This is a genomic window from Streptomyces sp. MBT65 (assembly GCF_016612545.1).
GTDB lineage: Bacteria > Actinomycetota > Actinomycetes > Streptomycetales > Streptomycetaceae > Streptomyces.
Window position 1 is genome coordinate 1 of the sequence record NZ_JAENRY010000078.1, and the last position, 22,429, is coordinate 22,429.

At 71.4% G+C, this 22,429-nt stretch carries 22 protein-coding genes and 2 pseudogenes; 15 read left to right on the forward strand and 9 right to left on the reverse strand.

Features of this window, described 5'->3' with window-relative positions:
* Positions 1-236 precede the first annotated feature (236 nt).
* The 6 genes and pseudogenes from lnt (at position 237) to JHN63_RS19175 (ending at position 4,868) form a co-directional block, all read left to right on the forward strand.
* On the forward strand, positions 237-1,847 hold the full coding sequence (lnt, locus tag JHN63_RS19155; protein WP_200682305.1) for an apolipoprotein N-acyltransferase: 1,611 nt from the start codon (positions 237-239) through the stop codon (positions 1,845-1,847).
* 77 nt (positions 1,848-1,924) lie between these two features.
* Positions 1,925-2,404, forward strand: coding sequence for an NUDIX domain-containing protein (locus JHN63_RS19160; protein ID WP_200682306.1), 480 nt, complete (start codon positions 1,925-1,927; stop codon positions 2,402-2,404).
* 144 nt (positions 2,405-2,548) lie between these two features.
* Positions 2,549-3,238: pseudogene (locus JHN63_RS52775) on the forward strand (GAF domain-containing protein); the annotation flags it as partial.
* 444 nt (positions 3,239-3,682) lie between these two features.
* Entirely contained in the window at positions 3,683-3,868 is a 186-nt protein-coding gene (locus JHN63_RS52780) for a BBE domain-containing protein (protein WP_234477372.1), read from the forward strand.
* A complete protein-coding gene (locus JHN63_RS19170) occupies positions 3,865-4,128 on the forward strand; it encodes an anti-sigma factor (RefSeq protein WP_200682308.1) in 264 nt (87 codons plus the stop codon). The genes JHN63_RS52780 and JHN63_RS19170 overlap by 4 nt, the downstream gene beginning before the upstream one ends.
* A gap of 170 nt (positions 4,129-4,298) precedes the next feature.
* Positions 4,299-4,868 (forward strand): sigma-70 family RNA polymerase sigma factor, encoded by a 570-nt coding sequence (locus JHN63_RS19175; RefSeq protein WP_200682309.1) that lies wholly within the window; start codon positions 4,299-4,301, stop codon positions 4,866-4,868.
* A 92-nt stretch (positions 4,869-4,960) separates the two neighbouring features.
* Here JHN63_RS19175 and JHN63_RS19180 read toward each other — a convergent pair whose 3' ends face one another.
* From JHN63_RS19180 to JHN63_RS19190, 3 genes are all read right to left on the reverse strand, one after another.
* Positions 4,961-5,209, reverse strand: a complete 249-nt coding sequence (locus JHN63_RS19180; protein ID WP_200682310.1) for a hypothetical protein — start codon at positions 5,207-5,209, stop codon at positions 4,961-4,963.
* A gap of 95 nt (positions 5,210-5,304) precedes the next feature.
* The gene (locus JHN63_RS19185; protein ID WP_200682311.1) at positions 5,305-6,342 is read right to left on the reverse strand and encodes a zinc-binding alcohol dehydrogenase family protein; all 1,038 of its coding nucleotides are present in this window, start codon (positions 6,340-6,342) and stop codon (positions 5,305-5,307) included.
* A gap of 154 nt (positions 6,343-6,496) precedes the next feature.
* The gene (locus JHN63_RS19190; protein WP_234477367.1) at positions 6,497-6,859 is read right to left on the reverse strand and encodes a helix-turn-helix domain-containing protein; all 363 of its coding nucleotides are present in this window, start codon (positions 6,857-6,859) and stop codon (positions 6,497-6,499) included.
* Between the two features lie 165 nt (positions 6,860-7,024).
* Between JHN63_RS19190 and JHN63_RS19195 the strand changes: the two genes are divergently transcribed.
* The 3 genes from JHN63_RS19195 (at position 7,025) to JHN63_RS19205 (ending at position 9,899) form a co-directional block, all read left to right on the forward strand.
* Positions 7,025-8,104, forward strand: a complete 1,080-nt coding sequence (locus tag JHN63_RS19195) for an AfsR/SARP family transcriptional regulator (RefSeq protein ID WP_200682312.1) — start codon at positions 7,025-7,027, stop codon at positions 8,102-8,104.
* 8 nt (positions 8,105-8,112) lie between these two features.
* Positions 8,113-8,883 (forward strand): catalase, encoded by a 771-nt coding sequence (locus JHN63_RS19200; RefSeq protein ID WP_307781922.1) that lies wholly within the window; start codon positions 8,113-8,115, stop codon positions 8,881-8,883.
* A 98-nt stretch (positions 8,884-8,981) separates the two neighbouring features.
* Positions 8,982-9,899, forward strand: coding sequence for an SGNH/GDSL hydrolase family protein (locus JHN63_RS19205; RefSeq protein ID WP_374222925.1), 918 nt, complete (start codon positions 8,982-8,984; stop codon positions 9,897-9,899).
* A 246-nt stretch (positions 9,900-10,145) separates the two neighbouring features.
* Here JHN63_RS19205 and JHN63_RS54695 read toward each other — a convergent pair whose 3' ends face one another.
* Positions 10,146-10,634 (reverse strand): hypothetical protein, encoded by a 489-nt coding sequence (locus JHN63_RS54695; RefSeq protein WP_374222926.1) that lies wholly within the window; start codon positions 10,632-10,634, stop codon positions 10,146-10,148.
* On the opposite strand from JHN63_RS54695, the pseudogene JHN63_RS54700 reads away from it, so the two are divergent.
* From JHN63_RS54700 to JHN63_RS19220, 4 genes and pseudogenes are all read left to right on the forward strand, one after another.
* Positions 10,524-10,853, forward strand: a pseudogene (locus JHN63_RS54700) (BTAD domain-containing putative transcriptional regulator); the annotation flags it as partial. The gene JHN63_RS54695 and the pseudogene JHN63_RS54700 overlap by 111 nt on opposite strands.
* A gap of 535 nt (positions 10,854-11,388) precedes the next feature.
* The gene (locus JHN63_RS52790; RefSeq protein ID WP_234477368.1) at positions 11,389-12,759 is read left to right on the forward strand and encodes a hypothetical protein; all 1,371 of its coding nucleotides are present in this window, start codon (positions 11,389-11,391) and stop codon (positions 12,757-12,759) included.
* A gap of 95 nt (positions 12,760-12,854) precedes the next feature.
* Positions 12,855-13,772 carry a TIGR03619 family F420-dependent LLM class oxidoreductase gene (locus JHN63_RS19215; RefSeq protein ID WP_200682313.1) on the forward strand — a complete coding sequence of 306 codons (918 nt, stop codon included), beginning with the start codon at positions 12,855-12,857 and terminating at the stop codon, positions 13,770-13,772.
* A gap of 11 nt (positions 13,773-13,783) precedes the next feature.
* Positions 13,784-14,443 (forward strand): hemerythrin domain-containing protein, encoded by a 660-nt coding sequence (locus tag JHN63_RS19220; RefSeq protein ID WP_200682314.1) that lies wholly within the window; start codon positions 13,784-13,786, stop codon positions 14,441-14,443.
* A 27-nt stretch (positions 14,444-14,470) separates the two neighbouring features.
* Here the strand turns inward: JHN63_RS19220 and JHN63_RS19225 are convergent, their stop codons facing one another.
* Positions 14,471-15,676, reverse strand: coding sequence for a serine/threonine-protein kinase (locus JHN63_RS19225; protein WP_234477369.1), 1,206 nt, complete (start codon positions 15,674-15,676; stop codon positions 14,471-14,473).
* 71 nt (positions 15,677-15,747) lie between these two features.
* Here JHN63_RS19225 and JHN63_RS19230 point away from each other — a divergent pair, with 71 nt between their 5' ends.
* Positions 15,748-15,903 (forward strand): hypothetical protein, encoded by a 156-nt coding sequence (locus JHN63_RS19230; RefSeq protein ID WP_200682315.1) that lies wholly within the window; start codon positions 15,748-15,750, stop codon positions 15,901-15,903.
* Positions 15,904-15,993: 90 nt separating this feature from the next.
* Positions 15,994-17,313, forward strand: a complete 1,320-nt coding sequence (locus JHN63_RS19235) for a DEAD/DEAH box helicase (RefSeq protein WP_200682316.1) — start codon at positions 15,994-15,996, stop codon at positions 17,311-17,313.
* A 23-nt stretch (positions 17,314-17,336) separates the two neighbouring features.
* On the opposite strand, the gene JHN63_RS19240 is transcribed toward JHN63_RS19235, so the two are convergent.
* From JHN63_RS19240 to JHN63_RS19255, 4 genes are all read right to left on the reverse strand, one after another.
* Complete coding sequence (locus JHN63_RS19240; protein WP_200682317.1) at positions 17,337-18,905, reverse strand: MFS transporter; 1,569 nt, start codon at positions 18,903-18,905, stop codon at positions 17,337-17,339.
* Positions 18,906-19,005: 100 nt separating this feature from the next.
* The gene (locus JHN63_RS19245) at positions 19,006-20,358 is read right to left on the reverse strand and encodes an alpha/beta hydrolase (protein ID WP_200682318.1); all 1,353 of its coding nucleotides are present in this window, start codon (positions 20,356-20,358) and stop codon (positions 19,006-19,008) included.
* A gap of 228 nt (positions 20,359-20,586) precedes the next feature.
* Positions 20,587-21,447: a PaaX family transcriptional regulator C-terminal domain-containing protein gene (locus JHN63_RS19250; RefSeq protein WP_200682319.1), complete on the reverse strand. Its 861-nt coding sequence runs from the start codon at positions 21,445-21,447 to the stop codon at positions 20,587-20,589.
* A 125-nt stretch (positions 21,448-21,572) separates the two neighbouring features.
* Positions 21,573-22,121 carry a hypothetical protein gene (locus JHN63_RS19255; protein ID WP_200682320.1) on the reverse strand — a complete coding sequence of 183 codons (549 nt, stop codon included), beginning with the start codon at positions 22,119-22,121 and terminating at the stop codon, positions 21,573-21,575.
* Between the last annotated feature and the right edge of the window lie 308 nt (positions 22,122-22,429).

Genomic DNA, 22,429 nt, shown 5'->3' on the forward strand with positions numbered 1-22,429 from the left:
CCCCTGAACCAGGTCGCCCCCGACCCGTGACCGGCCCCCACCGTCCTGGCCTGGACAGACCGCACGACAGAGGCTCCGGGCCACCGTAACGGCTGATGACCGATTTGTGGACGAGTTGCGCAGGAACGATGCTGCTGCGGCCCTGCTCAGTGCCCTGTACCGCCGTCGTTCCGTGCCCTGTACCGCCGTCCGGACCGCGCTGTCGGCCCCAAGGTCCACCGCCGTACACTCCGGGAGTGACCGTCACCGCAACTTCCGTGGACGAGTCGGACCGACTGGAGCCGCAGGCCGCGCCCGCATCGCGCCTCGCCCGCCTCGTCCAACTGGTCCCGGCCGCCGTAGCAGCGCTCTCCGGAGTGCTGCTCTACGTCAGTTTCCCGCCACGCACCCTCTGGTGGCTGGCGCTGCCCGCCTTCGCCTGTTTCGGGTGGGTGCTGCGCGGCCGCGGATGGAAGGCGGGCCTAGGACTCGGGTACCTCTTCGGCCTCGGATTCCTGCTGCCGCTGCTGGTGTGGACCGGCGTGGAGGTCGGCCCCGGGCCCTGGCTCGCCCTGGTCCTGGTCGAGGCGATCTTTGTCGCGCTCGTCGGCGCGGCCGTCACCGCGGTGTCGAAGCTCCCGGGCTGGCCGCTGTGGGCGGCGGCGCTGTGGATCGCCGGTGAGGCGGTACGCGCGCGTGTCCCCTTCCACGGCTTCCCCTGGGGCAAGATCGCCTTCGGCCAGGCGGACGGCGTCTTCCTGCCGCTCGCCGCGGTGGGCGGCACCCCGGTCCTCGGCTTCGCGGTCGTGCTGTGCGGCTTCGGCCTGTACGAGATCGTCCGCCTCGTCCTGGAGGGACGGCGCACCCGGGTCGTTCAACGATCCGCCGCGACCGTGGCCCTGCTGAGCGTGGCCGTACCGATCGGGGGCGCGCTGGCCGCGCGGTCCCTGGTCAGCGACAAGGCCGAGGACGGCACGACGACGGTCGCGGTCATCCAGGGCAACGTCCCGCGCGCGGGACTCGAGTTCAACGCCCAACGGCGGGCCGTGCTCGACTACCACGTCAAGGAGACACTGCGGCTGGCCGCCGAGGTCAAGGCCGGCAAGGTCGCGCAGCCCGACGTGGTCCTGTGGCCGGAGAACTCCTCCGACGTCGACCCCTTCGCCGACGCCCAGGCGTACACCGACATCGACGAGGCGGCCAAGGCGATCGGCGCGCCCATCTCGGTCGGCGGTGTCGTCGAACGGGGCGGCAAGCTCTACAACGAGCAGATCCTCTGGGACCCGGTGAAGGGCCCGACCGACACCTACGACAAGCGGCAGATCCAGCCCTTCGGCGAGTACCTCCCGATGCGCTCGCTCCTCGGGGCGATCAACAAGAACTGGACCAGCATGGTCCGCCAGGACTTCAGCCGGGGCACCAAGCCGGGCGTGTTCACGATGAACGGCGCCAAGATCGGCCTGGTCACCTGCTACGAGGCGGCTTTCGACTGGGCCGTGCGCTCCGAGGTCACCGACGGCGCCCAACTGATCTCCGTGCCGAGCAACAACGCGACCTTCGACCGCAGTGAGATGACCTACCAGCAGCTCGCCATGTCCCGGGTCCGCGCGGTCGAGCACAGCCGGACCGTCACCGTCCCGGTGACCAGCGGCGTCAGCGCGATCATCATGCCGGACGGGAGGATCACTCAGAAGACCGGCATGTTCGTCGCCGACTCCCTGGTCCAGAAGGTGCCGCTGCGCTCCTCGGAGACACCGGCCACGAAGCTCGGCATCCTGCCCGAGATGGCCCTGGTCCTCGTCGCCGCGGGCGGCCTCGGCTGGGCGATCGGCGCGGGTGTGCGCCGACGACGCGCGGGCGACGCGTAACCGTACGCCCGTTGTACGCCCGCCACACACACGGAAGTTCGTGGAGCGGCCATGGATCGTCCCGTTAGGGTCGGTGCATGGCTACTCCTGACTTCATCCGTACGATCCGGGCCTCCGCGGGGCATCAACTGCTCTGGCTTCCCGGGGTCAGCGCCGTCGTCTTCGACGACGCGGGTCGCATCCTGCTGGGCAAGCGGGCGGACAACCACGAGTGGGCGCTGCCCTCCGGCATTCCCGAGCCCGGTGAGCAGCCCGCGGTCTGCGCGGTGCGTGAGGTGTTCGAGGAGACGGCCGTCGAGTGTGTCGCGGAACGGGTCGTCATGGTCAAGGCCGGGGGACCGATCAGCTATCCCAACGGTGACGCCTGCCAGTTCATGGACATCACTCTGCAGTGCCGGGCGGTGGGTGGAGAGGCGGCCGTGAACGACGACGAGTCGTTGGAGGTCGGCTGGTTCGAGCTGGACGCGCTGCCCGAGCTCAGCGATCACCAGCTGTTCCGGATCAAGCAGACCCTGGCCGACGCACCCACATGGTTCGACACCACGAGTTCCGACTGAGACAGCCGCCGAGCCTGTGCGGCGAGGTCTTGCGTCGGTGCTGGAGGGCGGGTGGACCGCGCACTGAAACCCCCGGTGCGCAGGGGTTTCTCGAGTTATCCACAGGCTTCACCGGCCGGCCCGGCGATGCGGAATCCTGTGAGCATGTCCAGCGATCACGTGCAGTCCGCCGAGCGTCCCGCCACCGTCACCGGTGCCGCGGCGCAATCGAGCAGTGCCGAGGCGCCGTTCCTGGAGCTGCTGGCCAGCGGCGCCTCCGCCGACGCCTACGAGCAGCCGGTGCTGCTCGCCCGCGCCGACGGAAGACCGGCCGGGCTGATCGCCGGGCTCGAACACGCCAAGGCTCTCGCGCTGCGCGTGCGCGCCGAGTCGGAGAGCCGCCGACGGCGTGAGGCGGAGCTGTCCGCGCTCTTCGAGACGGCCCACGACCTGGCCGGACTGCGCGACCTGGACGCCGTATTGCAGGCGATCGTCCAGCGCGCCCGGTCCCTGCTCGGCAGCGACGTCGCCTGGCTCAGCCTCAACGACCCGGCCAGGGGCGACAGTTGCCTGCGCGTGACCGAGGGTTCGATCGCGGCCCGCTTCCAGCACCTGCGACTGGGCGTGGGGGAGGGGCTCGCCGGACTCGTGGCCCGGACGGCACGGCCGTACGTCAGCGACGACTACCTCAAGGACGACCGCTTCCAGCACACCCCCACCATCGACTCCGGGGTACGGGACGAGGGGCTGGTGGCGATCCTCGGCGTGCCGTTGATGGCGGGGCACCGGGTCATTGGGGTGCTGTTCGCGGCGGACCGGCGGGCGCGGGTCTTCGAGCGGGAGCAGATCGCGCTGCCCGTCCCGGAGATCCCCGAACCGCTGCGCGGCCGCTTCCTCGCCCACGTCCGGGTCACCCACCTCGGCTCCGACGAGGAGGCCGAGAAGCTCATCGCGCCCTTCCGCGCCCTCGGCGAGGGCATCCTCGACACGATCGGCCGCCACCCCTACGGCGCGTACGACATCGTGCACACCGACCCGGCGGACCCTTTCCCGTACGAGGAACAGGGCGCCCTGCTGGCCGAGTTGCCGGACCGGGCCGTCGAGTCCCTCGTGGAGAGCGCACAGGTGGCCGTCGGTGGCCTCGTCACGGTCCTGGAGATCAGGCATCTCGGCGGGGCGCTGGCCCACCGGCCGGCAGCGGCGAGCCCCGTCGCCGCACGGGACGCCGTGTTCAACGTGTGGGGGGCGACCGTAGGGCCGCCGGAGGTCGTCGATGCCGGCATGGCCATGCTGAACGGGATGGTCGAACGACTGAGCCCCTGGTCCACGGGTCTCACGTACACGAACTTCGCGGGTCGTGACGACCGGGCGGAGAACGTGTTCACCACCGAGGACCTGGAGCGGCTGCGTGCTCTGAAGAGGCGTTACGACCCGCGCAACCTGCTCCGCGTCAACAACCACAACGTCGCTCCGGACCAGCGGTGAACTGCGAGCAGGAGCTTCCCGACCTGGCCGCCCATGCCGTGGGAGCCCTCGATCCGGCGGAGGAAGTACGCGTCGACCGCCATGTGCGGGCGTGCCCGGCCTGCGCGACCGAGGTGGACGGGATCCGCACCACGCTCGCCGCCGTCCGGAGGCTCCCGGTCGAGGAGACGCTCGGCGACTGGTCCGGCAGGCTCCCCGAACTGCGGGAGGCGGCGGTACGCGCCGCCTTGGCGGAGATCCCGAGGACGAACAGTTCCTGAGGGTCTCCGGCAGCCTTTCCCACCCCTTTCCTGGGTCTGTCCTCGCCCGCACGGGCCGGGCAAGCGGATATCAAGCCGCCGGCAAGAGGTCCCCCTGAAGGTTTCCCCGTTCAGCTTTCAACGAATTGGTGCGCCGTGGATCGTCCACGGCGCACCGGGGGAACGTGGCAATGAGGCACAACACGGTAATCCGGGACACACCCCGGGACGGGACCGGCGGAACTCGAGACAGGGCGCGCGACGAGGCGTTCGTCCGCGCCGTCCACGACAAGCACGGGGTGTTCCTGCTGAGAGTGACCACCGGACTCCTGTGGGGCGACGGCCATCAGGCCCAGGACCTGCTCCAGGAGGCCGTCCTGCGCGCCTGGCAGAACGCCGACATCCTCGACCCCGAGGCCGAGGGCATCCGGCCGTGGCTCGTCACGGTCGTCCGCAACCTCGTCATCGACGGCTACCGCGCCCGGAAGGCCCGACCGTCGGAGACGGTCGACACCGCGCTGAACGACCTGCCCGGACCGGAATCCATGGAACCGGCCCTCACCAAGAAACTCGTGCGCGAAGCCCTGGCGGACCTGACGCTGCACCATCGCGAGATCCTCGTACACGTCGAGTTCCTGGACCAGTCCGTGGCCCGCACGGCGGAGACGCTGGGCATCCCGCCGGGCACGGTCAAGTCCCGGAACCACCTGGCCCTGAAGGCCCTGCGCGCCGCGCTCGCCGAGCGGGGCTACACCCCCTGAGCGGGCTTCTCATCCGAGGGCTTCGCCGAGCCGGGCCGTGTCCGTGCGGCCCAGCTCGGCGACCGCGGTGAACGACAGACGGTCGGGCCGCGCTACCGGGCCGTCCGATGCGCGACGCTCTCACGCCGGGTCGCGCGCCGGCGCGCCTCGTCGATCGCGCTTCTTTCCTCCTGGGTGAGGAGATCCATGAGTCGCTCGTTGTTGACCCAGTCGTTCAGCAGCGCGTGAGAACCCCCCAGACTCAGGGAGTACGCCCACATACTTCGCCCGCGCGTCGTTCCGTTCCATTCGTTCGCCCAGCTCAGCAGATGGCCGATGCGCTGCTCCGTCGTGAACCTCATGAATCTCATCCCCGTCACCTTTCGACCCTTACGAGAAGGCCCTGCCTTCGTCTGCCCTGTAAACGGGGCGGGGAAGAAGGAGGTTCACAGCTGTCTCAGAATCCGGTGAGCGTCACCTTGCCGATGGCGCTCCCGGACTCCAGGACGCGATGCGCCTCGCGCAGATGGGCGGCGTTGATCGTGCCGAGGTCCCGGGTGGCCGTGGTGCGCAGGACGCCCTTGTCCACGAGCTGGGCGATCCGGTCGAGGATGTGATGCTGCGTCACCTGGTCCGGGGTCTTGAACAGCGAGCGCGTGAACATGAGTTCCCAGTGGAAGGAGATGCTCTTCGCCTTCAGCAGGCCGATCTCCACGGCACCGAAGTCGTCGATGGCGAGCAGCCCCCCGAACGGCTTGAGCATCTCGGCGTACGCGGCGAGATTCCGGTCCGTACCCGCGGTGCCGAAGATGTGGTCGACCCCGCCGGGCGCCACCTCGGCCACCTGCGCCGGTAGCGGGCGATGGTGGTCCACCACATGCGTCACGCCCATCCGGCGGGCGAACTCGACGGTCTCCGGGCGGGATGCGGTGCCGATCACGGTCAGACCGGTGAGGGCGCTGGCCAGTTGGGCCACCATCGCCCCCACACCGCCCGCCGCCGCGGTCACCAGCAGCGTGCCGGTCTCCTCCTCGGCACCCTCGCGCAGGCCGAGGCGCTCGAACAGCCCCTCCCAGGCGGTGAGGGAGGTCAGCGGCAGCGCCGCCGCCTCGGCGAAGGAGAGGGTGCCGGGCTTGCGGCCGACGATGCGCTCGTCGACGGCGTGGAAACGGGAGTTGGTACCTGGCCGGTCGATCGCGCCGGCGTAGAACACCTCGTCGCCGACCTCGAACAGCTCGACCTGCTCACCGACCGCGACGACCGTGCCGGCGGCGTCCCAGCCGAGCACCTTCCACTCGCCGCCCGGGTCGTTGCTCTGCCGGACCTTGTGGTCCACGGGGTTGACCGCGATGGCCTCGACCTGGACCAGCAGATCGTGCGGACCCGGCTGCGGTACGGGAAGTTCGACATCCACGAGGCTCTCGGCGTCGTCGATCGGCAGGCTCTTGCGGTAGGCGACGGCGGGCATCGTCGTGAACTTCCGGGTCTCGCTCATCGTGTGTCTCCTCGACTCGTGCTGTGGGCCGGCGAGGATCGGCGGCCACGACCCGCAAGGTACCTATCGGGAGGTAGTAACCATCAAGGGCACCTGCTTCCCAATGGAAACCATAGAGGTGAGGCGGTCGCGAGCCGCCCCGGACGGCGTACGGTCAGGCGGATTCCGGGAACCGGTCTATGTTCTGCTCCACCCAGGTCCGCAGATGGGAGAGCGGGGCGCAGGCGTCCCTGCCGAGCGGCGTCAGGCTGTACTCGACGCGCGGCGGGACCTCCGCGTAGATCCGGCGGTTGATCAGGCCGTAGTCCTCCAGGCGGCGCAGTGTCTGGGTGAGGACCTTGGGGCTCACCCCCTGGAGCCGACCGCGCAGCGCGCCGAAGCGCTGCGGCCCGTCCTCCAGGGCGCCCAGTGCGAGGGCGCTCCACTTGTTGGCGAGCAGGTCCAGCATGTCGCGGCAGGGGCAGGCCGCGGAGTAGACGCTCTTGGGATCGTCGCAGAGGCCCGATGTGTTCGTCATGCGGCAACAGTACCCATTGGGTACCACGGTTCCCCATGGCCATCAGCGTCCCTTGCGGGTAACCGACGCCCGCCTTGTACGGTCACGGACATACTCGGAACCCGCGGTCACGGCGATACCCGGAACCCGGTTTCGCGTATCGGAACCGCCGATGAAGGCTGACACATGAACGACGACGCCCTGCACCTCCGACTGCTCGGCCGCCTGGAGCTGGCCGACGGAAGCGGTGCCGTCGCACTTCCGGGCGCGGTCTCCCGCGCGATCGTCGGCCGGCTGCTGCTGGCCGGGGGAGCGGTCGTGCACCGTGACACCCTCATCGACGAACTTTGGGAGGAACGCGAGGCGAAGGACCCGGTCAACGCCCTTCAGGTCCAGGTGACGAAACTGCGCGCGGCGCTCGCGACCCGGGACCAGGACGGACGCCTGCAGTCGCAGTACGGCGGATACCGCTTCGCCCTCGGCGCGGAGGACCAGCTCGACACGGTGCGCTTCGAGGCGACGATCCGCGAAGGCCGCGCGCACCTGGCGGCGGGAGCGTACCGACAGGCGGAGGACGTCCTACGGCAGGGACTCGCGCTGTGGCGGGGCCGCGCGCTGGACGACCTCAAGGGCCGGGTCTTCGAAGCCGAACGGCTGCGCCTGGAGGAACTGCGCCTGAGCGCGCAGGAGGACGCGAGCGCCGCGGCCCTCGAACTCGGCCGCGCGGCGGAGCTGATCCCCGAACTGACGGCACTCGTGTCCGCCGCACCGCTGCGGGAGGGATCCCGGGCGCGGCTGATGCTCGCGCTCCACCGCTGCGGGCGCGACGCCGAGGCGCTGGACGTGTACGAATCGGGCCGCCGACTCCTGAGGTCCGAACTGGGCGCCGACCCGTCCCCCGAACTGCGTTCCCTGCACGACGCGATACTGGCTTGCGACCCGCGTCCCGGTACGGCGACACCGCCAGGTGACTCGTGTCCGGGGACGGCAGGGCCGGCAGCCGATCCGCGTCAGGGGGTGGCCACCCCGGACTCCGTACGGTTGTCACCGGCGCACCCCGACCACACGACATCGGCGCAGGCCGCCGCCCACGCCGACTCCCGCCCCCTGCCCGGCGAAGGCGGGCCCGAGCACCCCCTCGGCCCCTTCATCGGCCGAGGTGAGGAACTCGACGGACTGCTCGCGGCCCTCGAACGCGAGCGGCTGGTGACCGTCGTGGGACCGGGCGGGCCGCCTTCACTCCCACCGGGTCCGCGGCCGCCCTGACCACGGCCGTGCATCTGCAGACCCGGCCGGTGTCGGCGACCGTACGGTTCTCGAACTCCGAGGGAAATCCCCACACGCCCGACACCGCCCCGGTCACCCGCGGCATGGCCACCCGCTTCCACCTCCCGGACGGCGGTGACACCGACCTCGTCGCCCTCACCGTCCGCCGGTTCGTCGCCTCGACGCCCAAGGAGTTCCTGGAGCTGACCGAGGCGCTGCGCCCCGACCCCGTGACCCACCAGCCCGACCCGACCCGGGTGCACGCGTTCGTCGGTGCCCATCCCCACCTCGCCGAAGCCGTCGCACAGCAGCCGCCCGTCCCCGCCAGCTATGCCTCCGCCGCCTACTGGGCCATCCACGCCTTCGTCTGGGTCGACGCGACCGGCGCCCAACGGCCCGTGCGGTACCGCTGGGAACCGGAGGCCGGCCGCACCGCCCTGACCGCCGCCGAGGCGGCCACCCGCGCCGCCCACTACCTGACCGACGAACTGCGTCAGCGCCTGGAACACGTGCCGGTGGCCTTCGACCTGCGGATCCAATTCGCCGGACCCGACGACCCCACCCACGACCCCAGCACCGTCTGGCCCGACCACCGCCAGGAGTTCAGCGCCGGGCGGCTGGAGATCACCGCGCCCGCCGACGACCAGGACCCCTGGAACGCGCAGGCCTTCGACCCCACCCGGGTCACCACCGGCATCCAGCTCTCCGACGATCCCGTCCTCGCCTTCCGGGCCCACGCCTACGCCGAGTCCCACCTCCGGCGAAGTCACCACCGATGAGTGAACCTCCTTGGCGCGCGGGCCGTTTGACGTCTCGCCAGCACAACGCCCCAGCGCATGGCTCCTGTTGACGGATCGCCTCGGGGCTCGACGAATGGATGGACTTGAAGAAGAAGCAGACCACGAGATCTCCCGGCCGACGGCGCCTGCTGCGAGGCGCCACGGTGGCGTGTTGCGCGATGGCCCTGTCGGCGGCGGGGGCGACAGCGGCGAGCGCCTCGACACCCACCCCGCGCACCGTGAACTACGTTGCGCTGGGCGACTCCTACGCCTCCGGGCCCGGCATACCGACCCAGGTCGACGCCACGTGCGCACGGTCCGACCGGAACTACCCGTCCCTCCTCGCCGCGGCGAAGAACTGGCAGGCGACCGACGTCAGTTGCTCGGGCGCCACCACAACTGCCCTGGCCGGACCGCAGGGTTCGCGCCCGCCGCAACTGGACGCGCTCGGCACGGACACGGACGTGGTCACCCTGACCATCGGCGGCAACGACATCGGCTTCTCCAGCAATCTGGCCACCTGCGCCGGACTGACGTCCAAGGACCCGGCGGGCAACCCCTGCCGGACCTTCTTCACGAGCGACGGCACCGACCGGCTGGCACAGCGCGTCGACGACACGGCCCCCAAGATCGCCGCCGCGCTGGACGCGATCCGGGAGCGGGCCCCGCACGCCAAGGTCGTGGTGGTCGGCTATCCCGACCTGTTCCCGGACGACGGGGTCGGCTGCACCAGCTCCGTCGTACCGATCGCCGCCGGTGACTTCGCCTATCTGCGGGACACCGAGAAGAAGCTCAACGCGATGATTGCCGACCAGGCGTCGGCGCACGGAGCGGCGTACGTCGACACCTACACCCCGACGGTGGGCCACGACATGTGCAAGCCGGCCGGCGAGCGCTGGATCGAACCCCTGGTCGCGGCGGCCCCGACCGCGCCCGCCCACCCCAACGCCCTGGGCCAGCAGGCGATGGCCGCAGCGGTGGAGAACGCCCTCCGCTGCGGCGCGTACCGCCGCTGACCCGACCTGAACGGAACGGGGGCACCGGCAGCCCGGCGGAGCGCCGGTGCCCCCGTTCCTCTTCCACGACGGCTGAAAGGCTCTTTCGGGGGTACCCGGTGGTCCGCGGCACCCAGGAGTGCCACCTCCCTAGAGAAAGAGAAACCCGTGTACATAGGTATCGGTACCGTCGTCCTCATCATTGTCATCGTCGCCGTCGTCATGATGCTGCGCCGCGGCTGACAGCGGATCCCCGGGCGGGCAGGGTCATGAGCGGTGCCCGCTGGACCCGGCCGAGTGGCAACAGCGGTGGAAGGGTACGAGTTCGGGCTGCTGGGGCCGCTGAGCGGCCGTCACGACGGGCATGCGCTGGATCTCGGCAGCCCGCTGCAACGTGCGGTCCTGGTCCGGCTGTTGCTCGGCGAAGGACGCCAGTGCGGACTCGACCACCTCATCGACGCGCTGTGGGAAGAGCCGCCCGGCAACGCGGTCCGCTCGGTGCAGACGTACGTCTACCGCATCCGCCTCTCCCTGGGCGAGGAGCGGTCCCGGCTGGAGACCACACAGGGCGGCTACCAGCTCGACATCCCCGAACCGGCCGTCGACGCCCTGCGTTTCGAACGCCTCGTGCGCGACGGCGAGGAACTGCGGGCCGCACGGCAGACCGGCCCCGCGCTGCGCGCGTTCGACACCGCGCTGGCGCTGTGGTCGGGGGAGCCGCTGTCCGGCGTACCCGGCCCCTACGCCCGGCGGCACCGCGGACGTTTCCTGGATCTACGGCTGAACGCCCAGGTGGCGCGGTTGGAGTGCGCCGACGAACTGGGCGAGCACGCCCGTGTGGCGACGGAACTGATCTCCCTCATCGCCGACCATCCGCTGCGGGAGGACCTGTACGACCTCCGCATGCGTGCGCTGTACCGCGCCGGGCGGGCGGCGGAGGCCCTCGCGGTCTACGCCGCGGCCCGCGAGGCCATGGTGGCCGAACTGGGCATGGAACCGGGCCCGGAACTGCGCGAACTGCAGACACGCGTCCTCAGCGGCGCCGAGCCCGCCCCCGCCGAACACGGGCAGGTACGGGCATCGGGTGCCACCCCCGACACCGAGCAGGCCGCGACCACACCGGTCGAGGACACCCCGGCCGGCGCCCGCCCGCAGCAACTCCCTCCGGCACCCGGCGACTTCATCGGCCGTGAGCGGCTGAGCGAACGGCTCCGGCTCACGCTGCGGCCCAGCGGGGAAGCGGTCGCGCTCTCCGTACTCAGCGGCATCGGCGGCGTCGGAAAGACCGCGCTCGCGCTCCGCGTCGCGCACGGCATCCGCGGCGACTACCCGGACGGGCAGCTCTATGTCGACCTACGGGGCGACGGCGCCCAACCCACCGATCCCGCCGACGTGTTGGTCGACTTCCTGATCGCACTCGGCATGCCCGCCGCCCGGATCCCCGCGACGCCCACCGCCCGCGCCGGCGCCTACCGCACCCTGACCGCCGACCGCCGACCGCCGGATCCTGGTGCTCCTGGACAACGCGTCCGACACCGCACAGGTGACACCGCTGCTCCCGGGCACCCCCGGCAACGCCGCGCTGATCACGACCCGGCACCGCTCGCTCGTACCGCCGGGCGCGACGCGTTTCGAGGTGCCGGTGCCCGATCAGCAGGAGGCGGTGGCTATGCTGGGCCGGTTCACCGGCGACGCCGAGATCGCCGCCGCCCCGGAGCTCGCGCTGGAACTGGTGCACGCCTGCGGGCAGTTGCCCCTGGCGCTGCGCGTCATCGGGGCCCGTGCGGCGGCCCGTCCCGGACGCGGGCTCGGCGCGCAGTTGCTGCGGCTGCGCGCCGAGGAGCACCAGCTCGACGAGTTGCGGGCCGGCGGCATGTCCGTAGAGGCGACCTTCCAGGTCGGCTACCGGGCCCTCGCCGCCGAGCGGGCCCGGGCGATGCGCCTGTGCGCGCTGCTCGACGCCGCCGACTTCCCGGTCGCGGTCGCGGCCGTCCTGCTCGACCGGCCGGAACAGGAGACCGAGGAGCAGCTGGAGCATCTGGTGGAGGCCGGTCTGCTCGAACCGCACTCGGCCGACCGCTACCGATTCCACGATCTGGTACGGGCGTTCGCCGCCCGTCGCGCGGATCGCGAGGACTCCGTCGCCGAGCGCCAGGCGGCGCTGGTGCGGCTGGCGATGTTCCTGCACGCCACCCTGCTCCAGGCCATGAGCGCGACCGAGCGGTCCGGCTCGCTCAGCATCCACCTCTTCGCCGTACCGTCGACCGGACTGCGGTTCGCCGACGCCGAGGCGGCGCGCACCTGGCTGCTCGCCGAACACACGCTGCTGGTCTCGGTGTTCTCCCGGGTGCTGCGCGACATCCCGGACGCCGCGCGAATCGTCGTCGCCGCGCTGTCGGTGATCGCGTCGAGCGGGCTCTTCGCCGGGCCCGCGCACCAGCGGGAGTTGGAACGCGTCACGGACCACGCGGTCGCGGCGGCCGACCTGGGCGACGACCCCGATCTGCCCTCGCAGACCCGGCACATCCGGGCCTGGCTCGGCTTCATCCGCGGTGATCTGGCGGCGGCGGAGACCGATCTGCGCGAGGGGATCGGGCGGTCCCGCGACGGGGACGACCCGCTGACGTCATTCATGTCCGCCCGGCTGCTGTCGGTCGTGCTCGTGGACCAGGGGCGCGGCGCGGAGGCCGCCGCGTTCTTCGCCGAGTCGGAGGCCGTCGGCGGCGCGCCGGACGACCCGAACAGCCCGGCCTACTTCCTCGCGGAGGTGGCCCGCCTGTTCACCGCGCTGAGCTCGGACCGGGCCGACGTGAACGTCGCGGCGGCCCAACACGTGTACGACGTGAGCGACCGCCTGCGAAAGGCAGCGGTACAGCGCTGACCAGCGCTTTCATCCGCCGTCGATCAGATGTTGATCCGTGTTCGGCACGGTGGTCGCGCAACGGACCGCACCACCTCCTCGAACAGGTGACAGACATGCTCAAGATCGGTCTGGGATCGCCCCAGTACGGATTGTTCACTGACCCCGCCACGATCTCCGGCTTCGCCGCCGAGGTCGAGACGATCGGCTACGACAGCCTGTGGGTGGGTGACCGGGCCCTCGTACCGACGCAGCCCCGTGACCCCTATCCAGGCGGCGGCCCCGTACCGGACGAGTACCGCGCCTTCCTGGACCCCATCGCCACGCTGTCCTTCCTGGCCCACGCCACCAGCAGGCTGCGCCTGGGGACCAGCACACTGAACGCGCCCTTCTACTCGCCGCTCCTGCTGGCCCGTTCACTGACCACCGTCGACATCCTCAGCGGGGGACGGCTCGACATCGGGTTCGGACTCGGCTGGTCCTCCGACGAGTACGAGGCCATCGGCGTGCCCTGGCCGGGGCGCGGGGCACGGATGGAAGAGATCCTCGACGTCCTGGACCACGTCTGGTCCGGCACGGAGGCGGAGCACAAGGGCGAGCTGTGGACGATCCCGAGCGCCCACATCGAGACGCTCCCCGTGCAGCGCCCCCGCCCGCCGGTACTCCTGGGCGGTTTCACCCCGGCCACCCTGGAACGGATCGGCCGGCGCGCCGACGGCTGGGCGGGAGTCGCGCTGCCGGTGCCCCAACTCGCCTACGTCATCAGCCAGATACGGCAGAGCGCGGAGGCGAACGGACGTGACCCCGACGCCCTGCGCACCGTGGTCCGGGTGAACCCCGTGGTGACGGCCGAGGACGCACCGAGCGAGGCCGTCCCGCACCGGGGAACGGTCGTCCAGGTCTCCGACCACCTCCTCGCAGCCCACGCCGCCGGAGCGGACGAGGTCCTCATCGACCTCCAGCAGACCGCGCGCGACGCGGACGAGCTGACGGACCTGGCACACCGCTTCCACGAACACCTGCGCAAGGGCTAGGGATCATCAACATGTCTGAGGTACTCACCTCGAAGCCGGATGTCCACGACATGGTGGTCGTGCACCGCGCCTTCCGCCAATCCTGCGCGGCACTACCGGAGTTGGTGCGCGGACTGGCGCCCGGCGATGCCGCACGGGCCCAACTGGTCGTGGAAACCGTGGAGTTCATGCTCATGGGCCTGGAGGCCCATCACCTCAGCGAGGACGAATTCCTCTGGCCCCGGCTCGCGGCACGGGTGGAGGTGCGGGCCGAGGCGATCACGCGCATGGAGGAACAGCACCTCCGGCTGGAGGAGTCGGTCACGGAGCTGAGGGGTGCGCTGGACCTGCTGGCCGCCGATCCCCAGCCGCCCGTCCGCGAGCAGGTGGCGGCCCGACTCACCGAACTGGGCGCGGTGTTGACCGCGCACATGGACGAAGAGGAGTCCACCATCCTGCCGTTGGCCGCCGAGCATCTGAGCGTCGCCGAGTGGGAGGAACTCGGTGAGATCAGCCTGGCGAAGCTGGACAAGAAGCATCTGCTGCGCGCCTTCAGCGCGTTGATGGCGGTCGCGACCCCCGAGGAGCAGCGAACGCTCCTCGCCAAGGCACCCCTGCCCGCCCGCGTCCTGTGGCGGCTGTCCGGCCGCCGTTCGCACGCCCGTCGGGAGGCCCGGCTGTACGGGGCGTGATCGTCCCGACGGGCCATTTCCATCCGGCTAGGGCGTGACCGGAGAGCTGCTCGTGGTGCCGGTCGGATCCGTCGTCGGGGTGTCCGCCGAGCTGTGGTCGGGGGAGAACCAGGCCAGGCCGACCAACAGCGCCCCGAGGAAGATCAGCACGGCGGCGACGGTGCCCACCGTCCGCGACCGGCGCACGGTGCCGGCGCGGCCGCCCGTTCGCTGTCGGCGCCGGGTCCGGTGCGAGGGAGTGGTGCCGGTACCGGTGCCACTCCCGGCGGACGGGAAGGCGTACGTGGTCGCGGAGCCGGCGGGCGTGTTGTTCGTCCGGGGTGCGAGGCCCGCGTCCCAGGCGGTGACCTGCGGAGTCGGCGCCGGTTTCGGCTCGCGGTGCGGTGCGGCCGCCGGGAGGGGCTCGGGATGTCCCCGCCAGGCACCGGCGCCGAACCACTCGGCCGCCTGGCGTGCCGTAGGGCGGTCCTCGGGGCGTTTGGCGAGGAGACCGAGCAGATAGTTCTCGAAGGCGGGCGGGATTCTGACGCCGAGTTCCCGTGGTGGTACGGGGGCCGTGTCGAGGTGGTGGTGGAGCACGGCGATGGGGCTGCTGGCGCGGAACGGCGGGTTGCCGGTGAGGAGTTGATAGAGCACGCAGCCGAGCGAGTAGACGTCGGACGGCGGACCGGCGGGCTGGCCCAGGGCGCGCTCGGGGGCGATGTACAGGCTGGTCCCGACGATCTGGCCGGTCGCGGTGAGCGCGCCGTTCGGGTCGTTCACGAAGTGCGCGATACCGAAGTCGCCGATCTTCACGGACCCGTCGGCGTCGACAAGAAGGTTGCCGGGCTTGATGTCCCGGTGCACGATGCCCTGTTCGTGCGCGGCCGTGAGCCCGGCGGCCGAATGGGCGGCGATGCGGGCCACGTCCTCGGCCGGCAGGGAACCCGCCTGGGTGAGGACGTGGGCGAGGCTGTCCCCGTCGACCAGTTCCATCACGAGGTACAGCCGACCCTCCTGCTCGCCGAAGTCGAGGACGCCGACCACATGGGGGTGGCTGAGCCGGCCCGCGGTCTGGGCCTCCAGGCGGAAGCGGGCGGTGGCGGTGGGCTCGGAGTTCTGGGAGTGCAGGAGCTTGACGGCCACCGGCCTGCCGGCCAGTTCGTCGTACGCCTGCCAGACCTCGCCCATCGCACCGCGACCGATGGTGGTGTTCAGCCGGTACCGGCCCGCTATCAGCACCTGTTGCTTCATCCTCACGCAATGAAATGAGACGAATCGACCGCTGCGGGCCATCTCCCTTTGAGGGAAAGGGTGTTGGAGGGGTGACGCAGCTGTCCCAGCCTACTGGCGGAGAGGCGGCGACCGACCCCGACCGTGACTTCGGCCGTTGGTCCGGCGGTCATGGCACGGTCATCCGGCGTGGGACGGGGCGGCGGTCGGCGGCCGGAGCGGCGGGTGTCCTGGAGGCCCGCTGGTAAAATGGGCGCACGCTTCGATGTCGCCGGGGCCTGTACCAGGGGGTACGGGCCCCGGTGCCGTTGCGGGCATCACACTGAGGAAGGTTCTCCATGAACGCGAAGCCGCCGACCGCATCCTTCGACCAGCTCGGGCTGCCGCCGGAGCTGGTCGGGACGATGACCGGCCTCGGGGTGACAGAACCCTTCCCGATCCAGGCGACGACCCTGCCCGACGCACTGGCCGGGCGCGATGTGCTCGGCCGGGCGCGCACCGGTTCCGGCAAGACGCTGGCCTTCGGGCTCGCGCTGCTGGTGCGGACCGCGGGCCTGCGGGCGGAGTCGAAGCGGCCGCTCGCCCTGGTCCTGGTGCCGACCCGGGAGCTCGCACAGCAGGTCAGCGACGCGCTGGCACCGTACGCCCAGACGCTCGGGGTGCGGCTGGCGACGGTGGTCGGCGGTCTGTCGATCAACCGGCAGCAGGCGCTGCTGCGGACCGGCGTCGAGGTGCTCGTCGCGACCCCGGGGCGGCTGACCGACCTGGTGTCGCGCCGGGACTGCCTCCTGAACCAGGTGCGGATCACCGTCCTGGACGAGGCGGACCAGATGTGCGACCTGGGGTTCTTCCCGCAGGTCTCGGACCTCCTGGCGCAGATCCCCGCCGACGGGCAGCGGCTGCTGTTCTCGGCCACGCTCGACGGCGACGTCGATCAACTGGTCAAGGACCATCTCCACGACCCGGTGCTCGCCTCGGTCGACCGGGCGTCGGGCTCGGTCACGACGATGGAACACCATGTGCTGAACATCCACGCCGCCGACAAGTACGCGACGGCGACCGAGATCGCCGCGCGGGACGGCCGGGTGCTGATGTTCCTGGACACCAAGGCCGCCGTCGACCAGTTCACCCGCCATCTGCGGGCCAGCGGCGTCCGGGCGTCCGCCCTGCACAGCGGGAAGTCGCAGCCCCAACGCACGCACACGCTCGGCCAGTTCAAGGACGGTGAGATCACCGTCCTGGTGGCCACCAACGTCGCCGCCCGGGGCATCCACATCGACGCCCTCGACCTCGTCGTCAACGTCGACCCGCCCGCCGACTCCAAGGACTACCTGCACCGCAGCGGGCGTACGGCCCGCGCCGGCGAGTCCGGGAGCGTGGTTACCCTGGTCACCCCCAACCAGCGGCGGGACGTGAACCGGATGATGTCCGACGCCGGTATCCGCCCGATCGTCACCCAGGTCCGCTCCGGCGAGGAGAAACTGACCGCCATCACCGGCGCCAAACGCCCGCCGACCGGGACGAAGCCCACCGGCAACGCCCCCTTCCGCGGCCTGGGCACCCGCCCGGGCCGCCCCGCCAAGGAGTCCCGGAAGACCGCCGAGGCCCGCAAGGCCGCGGAGGCCCGCGCGGCGGCCCGGGTACGCAAGGGCCGCTGACCTGCCCCCGGGGCACCTCCCGCTCACTGTTCCGCGGCGATGTCCTGCGCAGGACCCCGGCCCCGGAGCGTGACGAGCGCCAGCAGCGCGGAGCACAGCGCCGCCGTACCGCAGACGACGAAGCCGATCGAGTAACCGTGCCCCAGGGCGTCCAGCGCGAGCGGATGCAGGTCGGCCAGCTTCGGCGAAGCGGCCGAGGCCCCGTTCACCGCGAGCGGACCGCCTTCTTCCAGTACGGCCGTGCCGGCGCCCTTCAGTGCCGGGGGCAGGGCGGAGTCGTGCAGGGAGTCGGCGAAGCTGCTCGCCGCGCGGCTCAGGGCGACGGCGCCGATGATCGCGGGGCCGAGGGTGAAGCCGAAGTCCCGCAGCAGGTTGGTGGTAGCGCTCGCCATGCCGGCCAGATGGGTCGACACGGTGTTGACGGCCGTCGCGGTGATCGACGAGACGGTGATCGCGAAGCCCAGGCCGACCAGCCCGAGCGGCAGGATCAGCGAGGTGAAGGCGGTGTCGGTGATCGGCAGCGTGGCCGCCCAGTAGTCGCCCGCCGCGATCAACAGCAGCCCGGCGCCCAGCAGCAGCCCCGGTGCGACCGTGCGCAGCAGCCGTTCCGTCAGCGGCAGCATCACCAGCGTCATGCCGTTGAGCAGGACGAAGGCCAGACCCGTCCGCATCGGGGCCTGGTCCTGCACCGGGCCGAGCCGGATGCTGACGGAGTAGGCGGTGCCCAGGAAGGCGAACATGCCCACCACGGCCACGACCGAGGCCACCGCGAAGGCCCGGTTGCCGAACAGGTCCAGGCGCAGGAGCGGGGACTTGGCACGCTTCTCGGCCAGCACGAAGGCGGCGAGGAACACGGCCGCCAGGACGAAGGCGAAGACGATCGAGGTCGAGGCCCAACCGTCCGTCGGGCCCTGGATGATGGCGTAGAGGAGCGCGAACAGGCCCAGACCGATGGTCAGTTGGCCCGCGATGTCGAGTGAACGGCCTTCGGGGGCACTGGAGTTGACGGCGAACAGGGCGCTGACCGCCACACTCGTCGCGGCGACGGCGGCGACCACGACGAAGGACCAGCGCCAGGAGCCGTAGGTGGCGGTCACGCCGCCGAGCAGCGGGGCGAGGAACCCGCCGGCGGAGAGCAGCGCCGCCCACAACGCGATGACCCGGGCGCGCTGTGCGGGCGAGGTGGTGCCGGCCGCCAGGACGGTCAGCGAGGTCGGGAACAGCGCGGCGGCGCCGAGACCCGCCAGGGCCTGCCCGGTCCAGAGCTGGTGGACACCGGAGGAGGTGGCGCTGACCAACTCGCCCACCAGCAGCAGCGCGGCGCCGCCGACCAGCAGCCTCTTGCGGCCGAACAGGTCGCCGAGCAGGCCGAAGGTCAGCTCCAGGACGGCGACCGGGAGCAGGAACGCGTCGGAGATCCAGGTGAGTTGGGAGCCCACCGGGTGCAGGTCGGACTGGAACAGCCCGTTGAGCGTGGCCGGTATCGCCAGGCCGATCTGCGCGAGACAGACGGCGAGGAGACCGGCGATCAGGGTGCCGGTGGTCAGACCGGGGCCGGTGGCGGTGGTTCTGGTGGAGGGTTCGGTCGTCATTGACACGGGGAGCTCCTGGGGCGTGCGAGCTGGGGACGGGGAGAGGGAGGGGACAGCGGAAAACCGGGGAGGGAAGGGGACGGGGGAGAGCGCTTCGGGATCAGCGGGTGCCGGTCAGGCGGCTCGGTCGGTAGTCGGTGAACGCGGCACCGTCGAGGCCCAACTCGTCTGCGCCACGCTGGAGTTGGGCGGCGGTGGCGGAATCGCCCCAGTGCCCGGTGTCCAGCCGGTGTTCCACGGCGTGCAGACCGGCGACCACTTCGGCGGTGGTGAAGTTGCAGTGGCTCTGGCGGGCGACATAGGCCTGTCGCAGCAGTGCGGAGTCACCGGCCGCGCGCACCCGCCCGGCGAAGGCCGACTCCTGTTCCACGGGGACCAGTTGGTCGGCGGTGGTGTGGATGTCCAGCAGCGGCACGGCCAGCCCTTGACCGGCCGTCGAGGTCCGCTTCAGCCGGGCCACCGCGGCCGGGTCGGCCGTGATGTCCGCGCCGCGGGTGAGCCGGTTCAGGTCGGTGCGCAGATCGAGCCCCGCGTCGCGGTAGAGGGCCTCGACCTGTTTGACGTGGGCGGACCCGCGCAGCAGCCCGGCGTAGTCGACGCCCTTGTTCCAGGACGTGTTGCCGCCGGCGGACTGCTCCACCGACCAGCGTGCCGGGATGATGAAGCTGAGCAGCCCCTGCGCCAGCCAGGCGTACTGCTGCTGCTCCTGGCCCGCGAAGTCGCCCCGCGCGGGCGGCAGTTGGCCGGGAGCCCAGTCGGCCAGATTGAGGTAGGCGGCGGCCAGGGCGATCCGGGCGCGGCCCGCCGGGGTCTGCTGCGCCGTCCGCACGGCCTGCGTGAGCCGACCGGCCAGGGCGGCACCGTCGGCCTGGCTGTCGAGGTTCACCAGGGCGTCGGCGTCGGCGGGGTCGAAGAACGTGGCCAGCGTGTACTCGGCGTCCAGTTGGTAGTTGTCCAGATCGACCCCGCCCGCGACCAGGCCGCACAGGCCGAGCGCACCGTCGACACGGCCGGCGCCGTCACGGGCGATCCGCGCGTTGACGAGCCCGCCCATCGACTGACCGACCGAGATGACCCGGGTCGGTGTCCCGATCTGTCGGCGGACGGCGGAGAGCGTCGCGAACTGGTCCCGCTCGGCCGAATCGAGCGCCCACATCGAGCCGTTCGGGTCGTAGGAGGAGCCGGCGAGGGCGTAACCGGCGTCCAGCAGAGCCTGGCTCACGGCGGGCGACGGGGCGTCGGCGGCGGTGGTGGGCCCGAAGCCGTGGCTGAACAGCAGCAGGGTGCCGTTCCAGCGCTCGGGTGTGTCCGCGATCCAGGTGGCGCCGTCGGTCAGCGTGCCTGAGTAGTGGCCGGCGGTGGTGGCGTGGGCGCCGGTCGCCGGGCCGAGCAGGGCGGTCGCGAGGGCGGTCGCGCAGACGGCGGCGAGGGTCGAGAGACGGGGTCGGGGCATGGCGGCGGCTCCGCGGGTCGAGTGGGGACCGAGTGGGGGAGCGTGCTGGGCGTGCGTGCTGCGTGTACGAGTCGTGCGTACGAGGCGGACGTGCGAGTTGGAAGAGCGGTGCGAATGTAGGGCTCTTTTTTCATGGCCGTCAAGAGAGTGACCAATAATGAGGCAGGGGAATCCGCGGGTGCACGCACGAGGGCCGGCTACGGGCAGGAAGGGGTCAGGGCGCGCGGATCAGTCCAGCGTCAGGGTGTCCAGCAGACGTCCGGCCGCGCGCGCCGCCGGGCGCTCCCAGCGGCTGGCCAGGCCACGGAAGACGGTCTCCGCCTGCGCGGCGGGCCAGTCCCCGGGAAGGTGCTCGGCGGGCAGATGCGGGTCCCGTCGTACCAGGTCCAACCAGTCGGTGTGCAGCAGGAGTTGACCCGCGAGGTCGTCGCCGGAGGCGGCCGCCGGGAGGGGGTCGGTGCGGTCCCAGCGGTCCAGGAACGACCGGTACCGCGCGCCGATGGCCGGCACGTCGAAGGCCTGCTCAAGGACCTCGCGGACGTCGGTCGGCGACTCCACCTCCGCGCGGAACACCCGCAGATACGGTTCCAGGCCGAGCCCGGCCACCATCTCTCGGACGTCGACGGGAGCCGGGGCCACCCACAGGCCGTTCTGCAGCGGGCCGAAGCCCGCCCAGATCAGGCGGGAGCGCAGATCGTGCCGTTCACGGCTCCAGGCCTCCGGCAGCGAGAAGCCCACCATCGTCCAGCGGCCGTCCCAGTCCCGGTTGACCGCGCCGGTCTGCCAGATGCGGTCCCGGCCGTCCGTCAGCACCTGGACGGCGTGCGGTGTCAGCGCGAAGTACGTCTTCCGGCCCTGGCGGCGGCGCTCCAGCAGGTCGCGTTTGACCATGCGGTTCAGGGTGGTCCGCACCGCCTCCTCGGTGCTGCCGACCCGCCCGAGCGCGGCGATCACACTGCCCGACGACACGGCGACGGGCCGTCCCAGCACATGCGCGCCGAAGAAGGTCAGCATCAGGGACTGGGTGCGCGGCTCGGGGCCGCTCTCGGCGGCGGGTCCGGCGGCGAGGTCGACACTGGTCACCGGCACAGCGTAGGCCCGGGGGTGGGTGTGCGGGGCCGCCGCACCGCTAACTGTGTCAAGTCTGTAACGGCGATCGGATATCGGTCAAGGGTTGGGATCGAGCGGGCGTCACGGCATCACGGCGTGGCGGCTCAGAAGGCGAACGCCTCGGTCAGGCGCAGGTTGTAGCCGTCCTCTTCCATCAGGACGACCGTGACGCCGAACGGGGACGGATGGTCCAGCTCCAGAGGAGTGAAGGAGTAGTCGACCGCGGCCTGGACGGGCGGCAGCAGCTTGCCGTCGGGCTGGGGGGCCGGGGCAGGCTGCCAGCGCGGTGCGGCCGACGCCGGGTCCTCGGTGTAGGGGAACTGGTGGAGCGTGTGGCCGTCCTTCGTGGCGTGCACCATGTTCAGACAGGGGGTCGGGCCGTCGACGGGCAGTTCGCAGGTGGTGGCGACGTCCTGGGTCTCCCAGGCGAGCACGATCTCGTCGGCGTTCGCCGCCGCGGCGATGTTCGACAGCGACGCGATCGCCGTGAGCGCGTCCTCGCCGGAGGTGACCGGGCGCAGCCAGATCAGACCGACCAACTCGCCGCGCACCAGCGGCATGATGACCGGGCGGGGCACGGCGCCTTCGCTGAGACCCGCGACGTACGCGCTCTTCATCGACTCCGTCAGCGCGTCGAACGTACGCGTGTCCATGAACTCCCCATCCGCAGCGGCCGTGTTGCGTCCATTCTGCCCTTGCGGCGGAGCGCGGGAGACCGCCTCCGAGAGTGACGCCCGTGAGAGTGAAAGAGGCCCCGGCTGGACGGGGGAGACCAGCCGGGGCCGTACCTGGTGGCGTGCGGAGGGCGGTCGCCTCTCGGCGAAAGGCTCCATGGGGCTTCAGCCGAACGATCGTCCCCATGGGCTATAGGTGAGGCCCGGGGACACTGTCCCCTCCGCAGCCACATAGACATGAACGGGCGACCCGGCCCAGTTGTTCCCGCTCGGGTCCCGCCGGTGAC

Bases quoted from the DNA above. Each gene is read 5' to 3' on its own strand.
- JHN63_RS19160 (WP_200682306.1), top strand. From the start codon at position 1,925: ATGGCTACTCCTGACTTCATCCGTACGATCCGGGCCTCCGCGGGGCAT.
- JHN63_RS52780 (WP_234477372.1), top strand. From the start codon at position 3,683: ATGGTCGAACGACTGAGCCCCTGGTCCACGGGTCTCACGTACACGAAC.
- JHN63_RS19175 (WP_200682309.1), top strand. From the start codon at position 4,299: ATGAGGCACAACACGGTAATCCGGGACACACCCCGGGACGGGACCGGC.
- JHN63_RS19180 (WP_200682310.1), bottom strand. From the start codon at position 5,209: ATGAGGTTCACGACGGAGCAGCGCATCGGCCATCTGCTGAGCTGGGCG.
- JHN63_RS19185 (WP_200682311.1), bottom strand. From the start codon at position 6,342: ATGAGCGAGACCCGGAAGTTCACGACGATGCCCGCCGTCGCCTACCGC.
- JHN63_RS19190 (WP_234477367.1), bottom strand. From the start codon at position 6,859: ATGACGAACACATCGGGCCTCTGCGACGATCCCAAGAGCGTCTACTCC.
- JHN63_RS19195 (WP_200682312.1), top strand. From the start codon at position 7,025: ATGAACGACGACGCCCTGCACCTCCGACTGCTCGGCCGCCTGGAGCTG.
- JHN63_RS19205 (WP_374222925.1), top strand. From the start codon at position 8,982: ATGGACTTGAAGAAGAAGCAGACCACGAGATCTCCCGGCCGACGGCGC.
- JHN63_RS19215 (WP_200682313.1), top strand. From the start codon at position 12,855: ATGCTCAAGATCGGTCTGGGATCGCCCCAGTACGGATTGTTCACTGAC.
- JHN63_RS19220 (WP_200682314.1), top strand. From the start codon at position 13,784: ATGTCTGAGGTACTCACCTCGAAGCCGGATGTCCACGACATGGTGGTC.
- JHN63_RS19225 (WP_234477369.1), bottom strand. From the start codon at position 15,676: ATGAAGCAACAGGTGCTGATAGCGGGCCGGTACCGGCTGAACACCACC.
- JHN63_RS19235 (WP_200682316.1), top strand. From the start codon at position 15,994: ATGAACGCGAAGCCGCCGACCGCATCCTTCGACCAGCTCGGGCTGCCG.
- JHN63_RS19240 (WP_200682317.1), bottom strand. From the start codon at position 18,905: ATGACGACCGAACCCTCCACCAGAACCACCGCCACCGGCCCCGGTCTG.
- JHN63_RS19245 (WP_200682318.1), bottom strand. From the start codon at position 20,358: ATGCCCCGACCCCGTCTCTCGACCCTCGCCGCCGTCTGCGCGACCGCC.
- JHN63_RS19255 (WP_200682320.1), bottom strand. From the start codon at position 22,121: ATGGACACGCGTACGTTCGACGCGCTGACGGAGTCGATGAAGAGCGCG.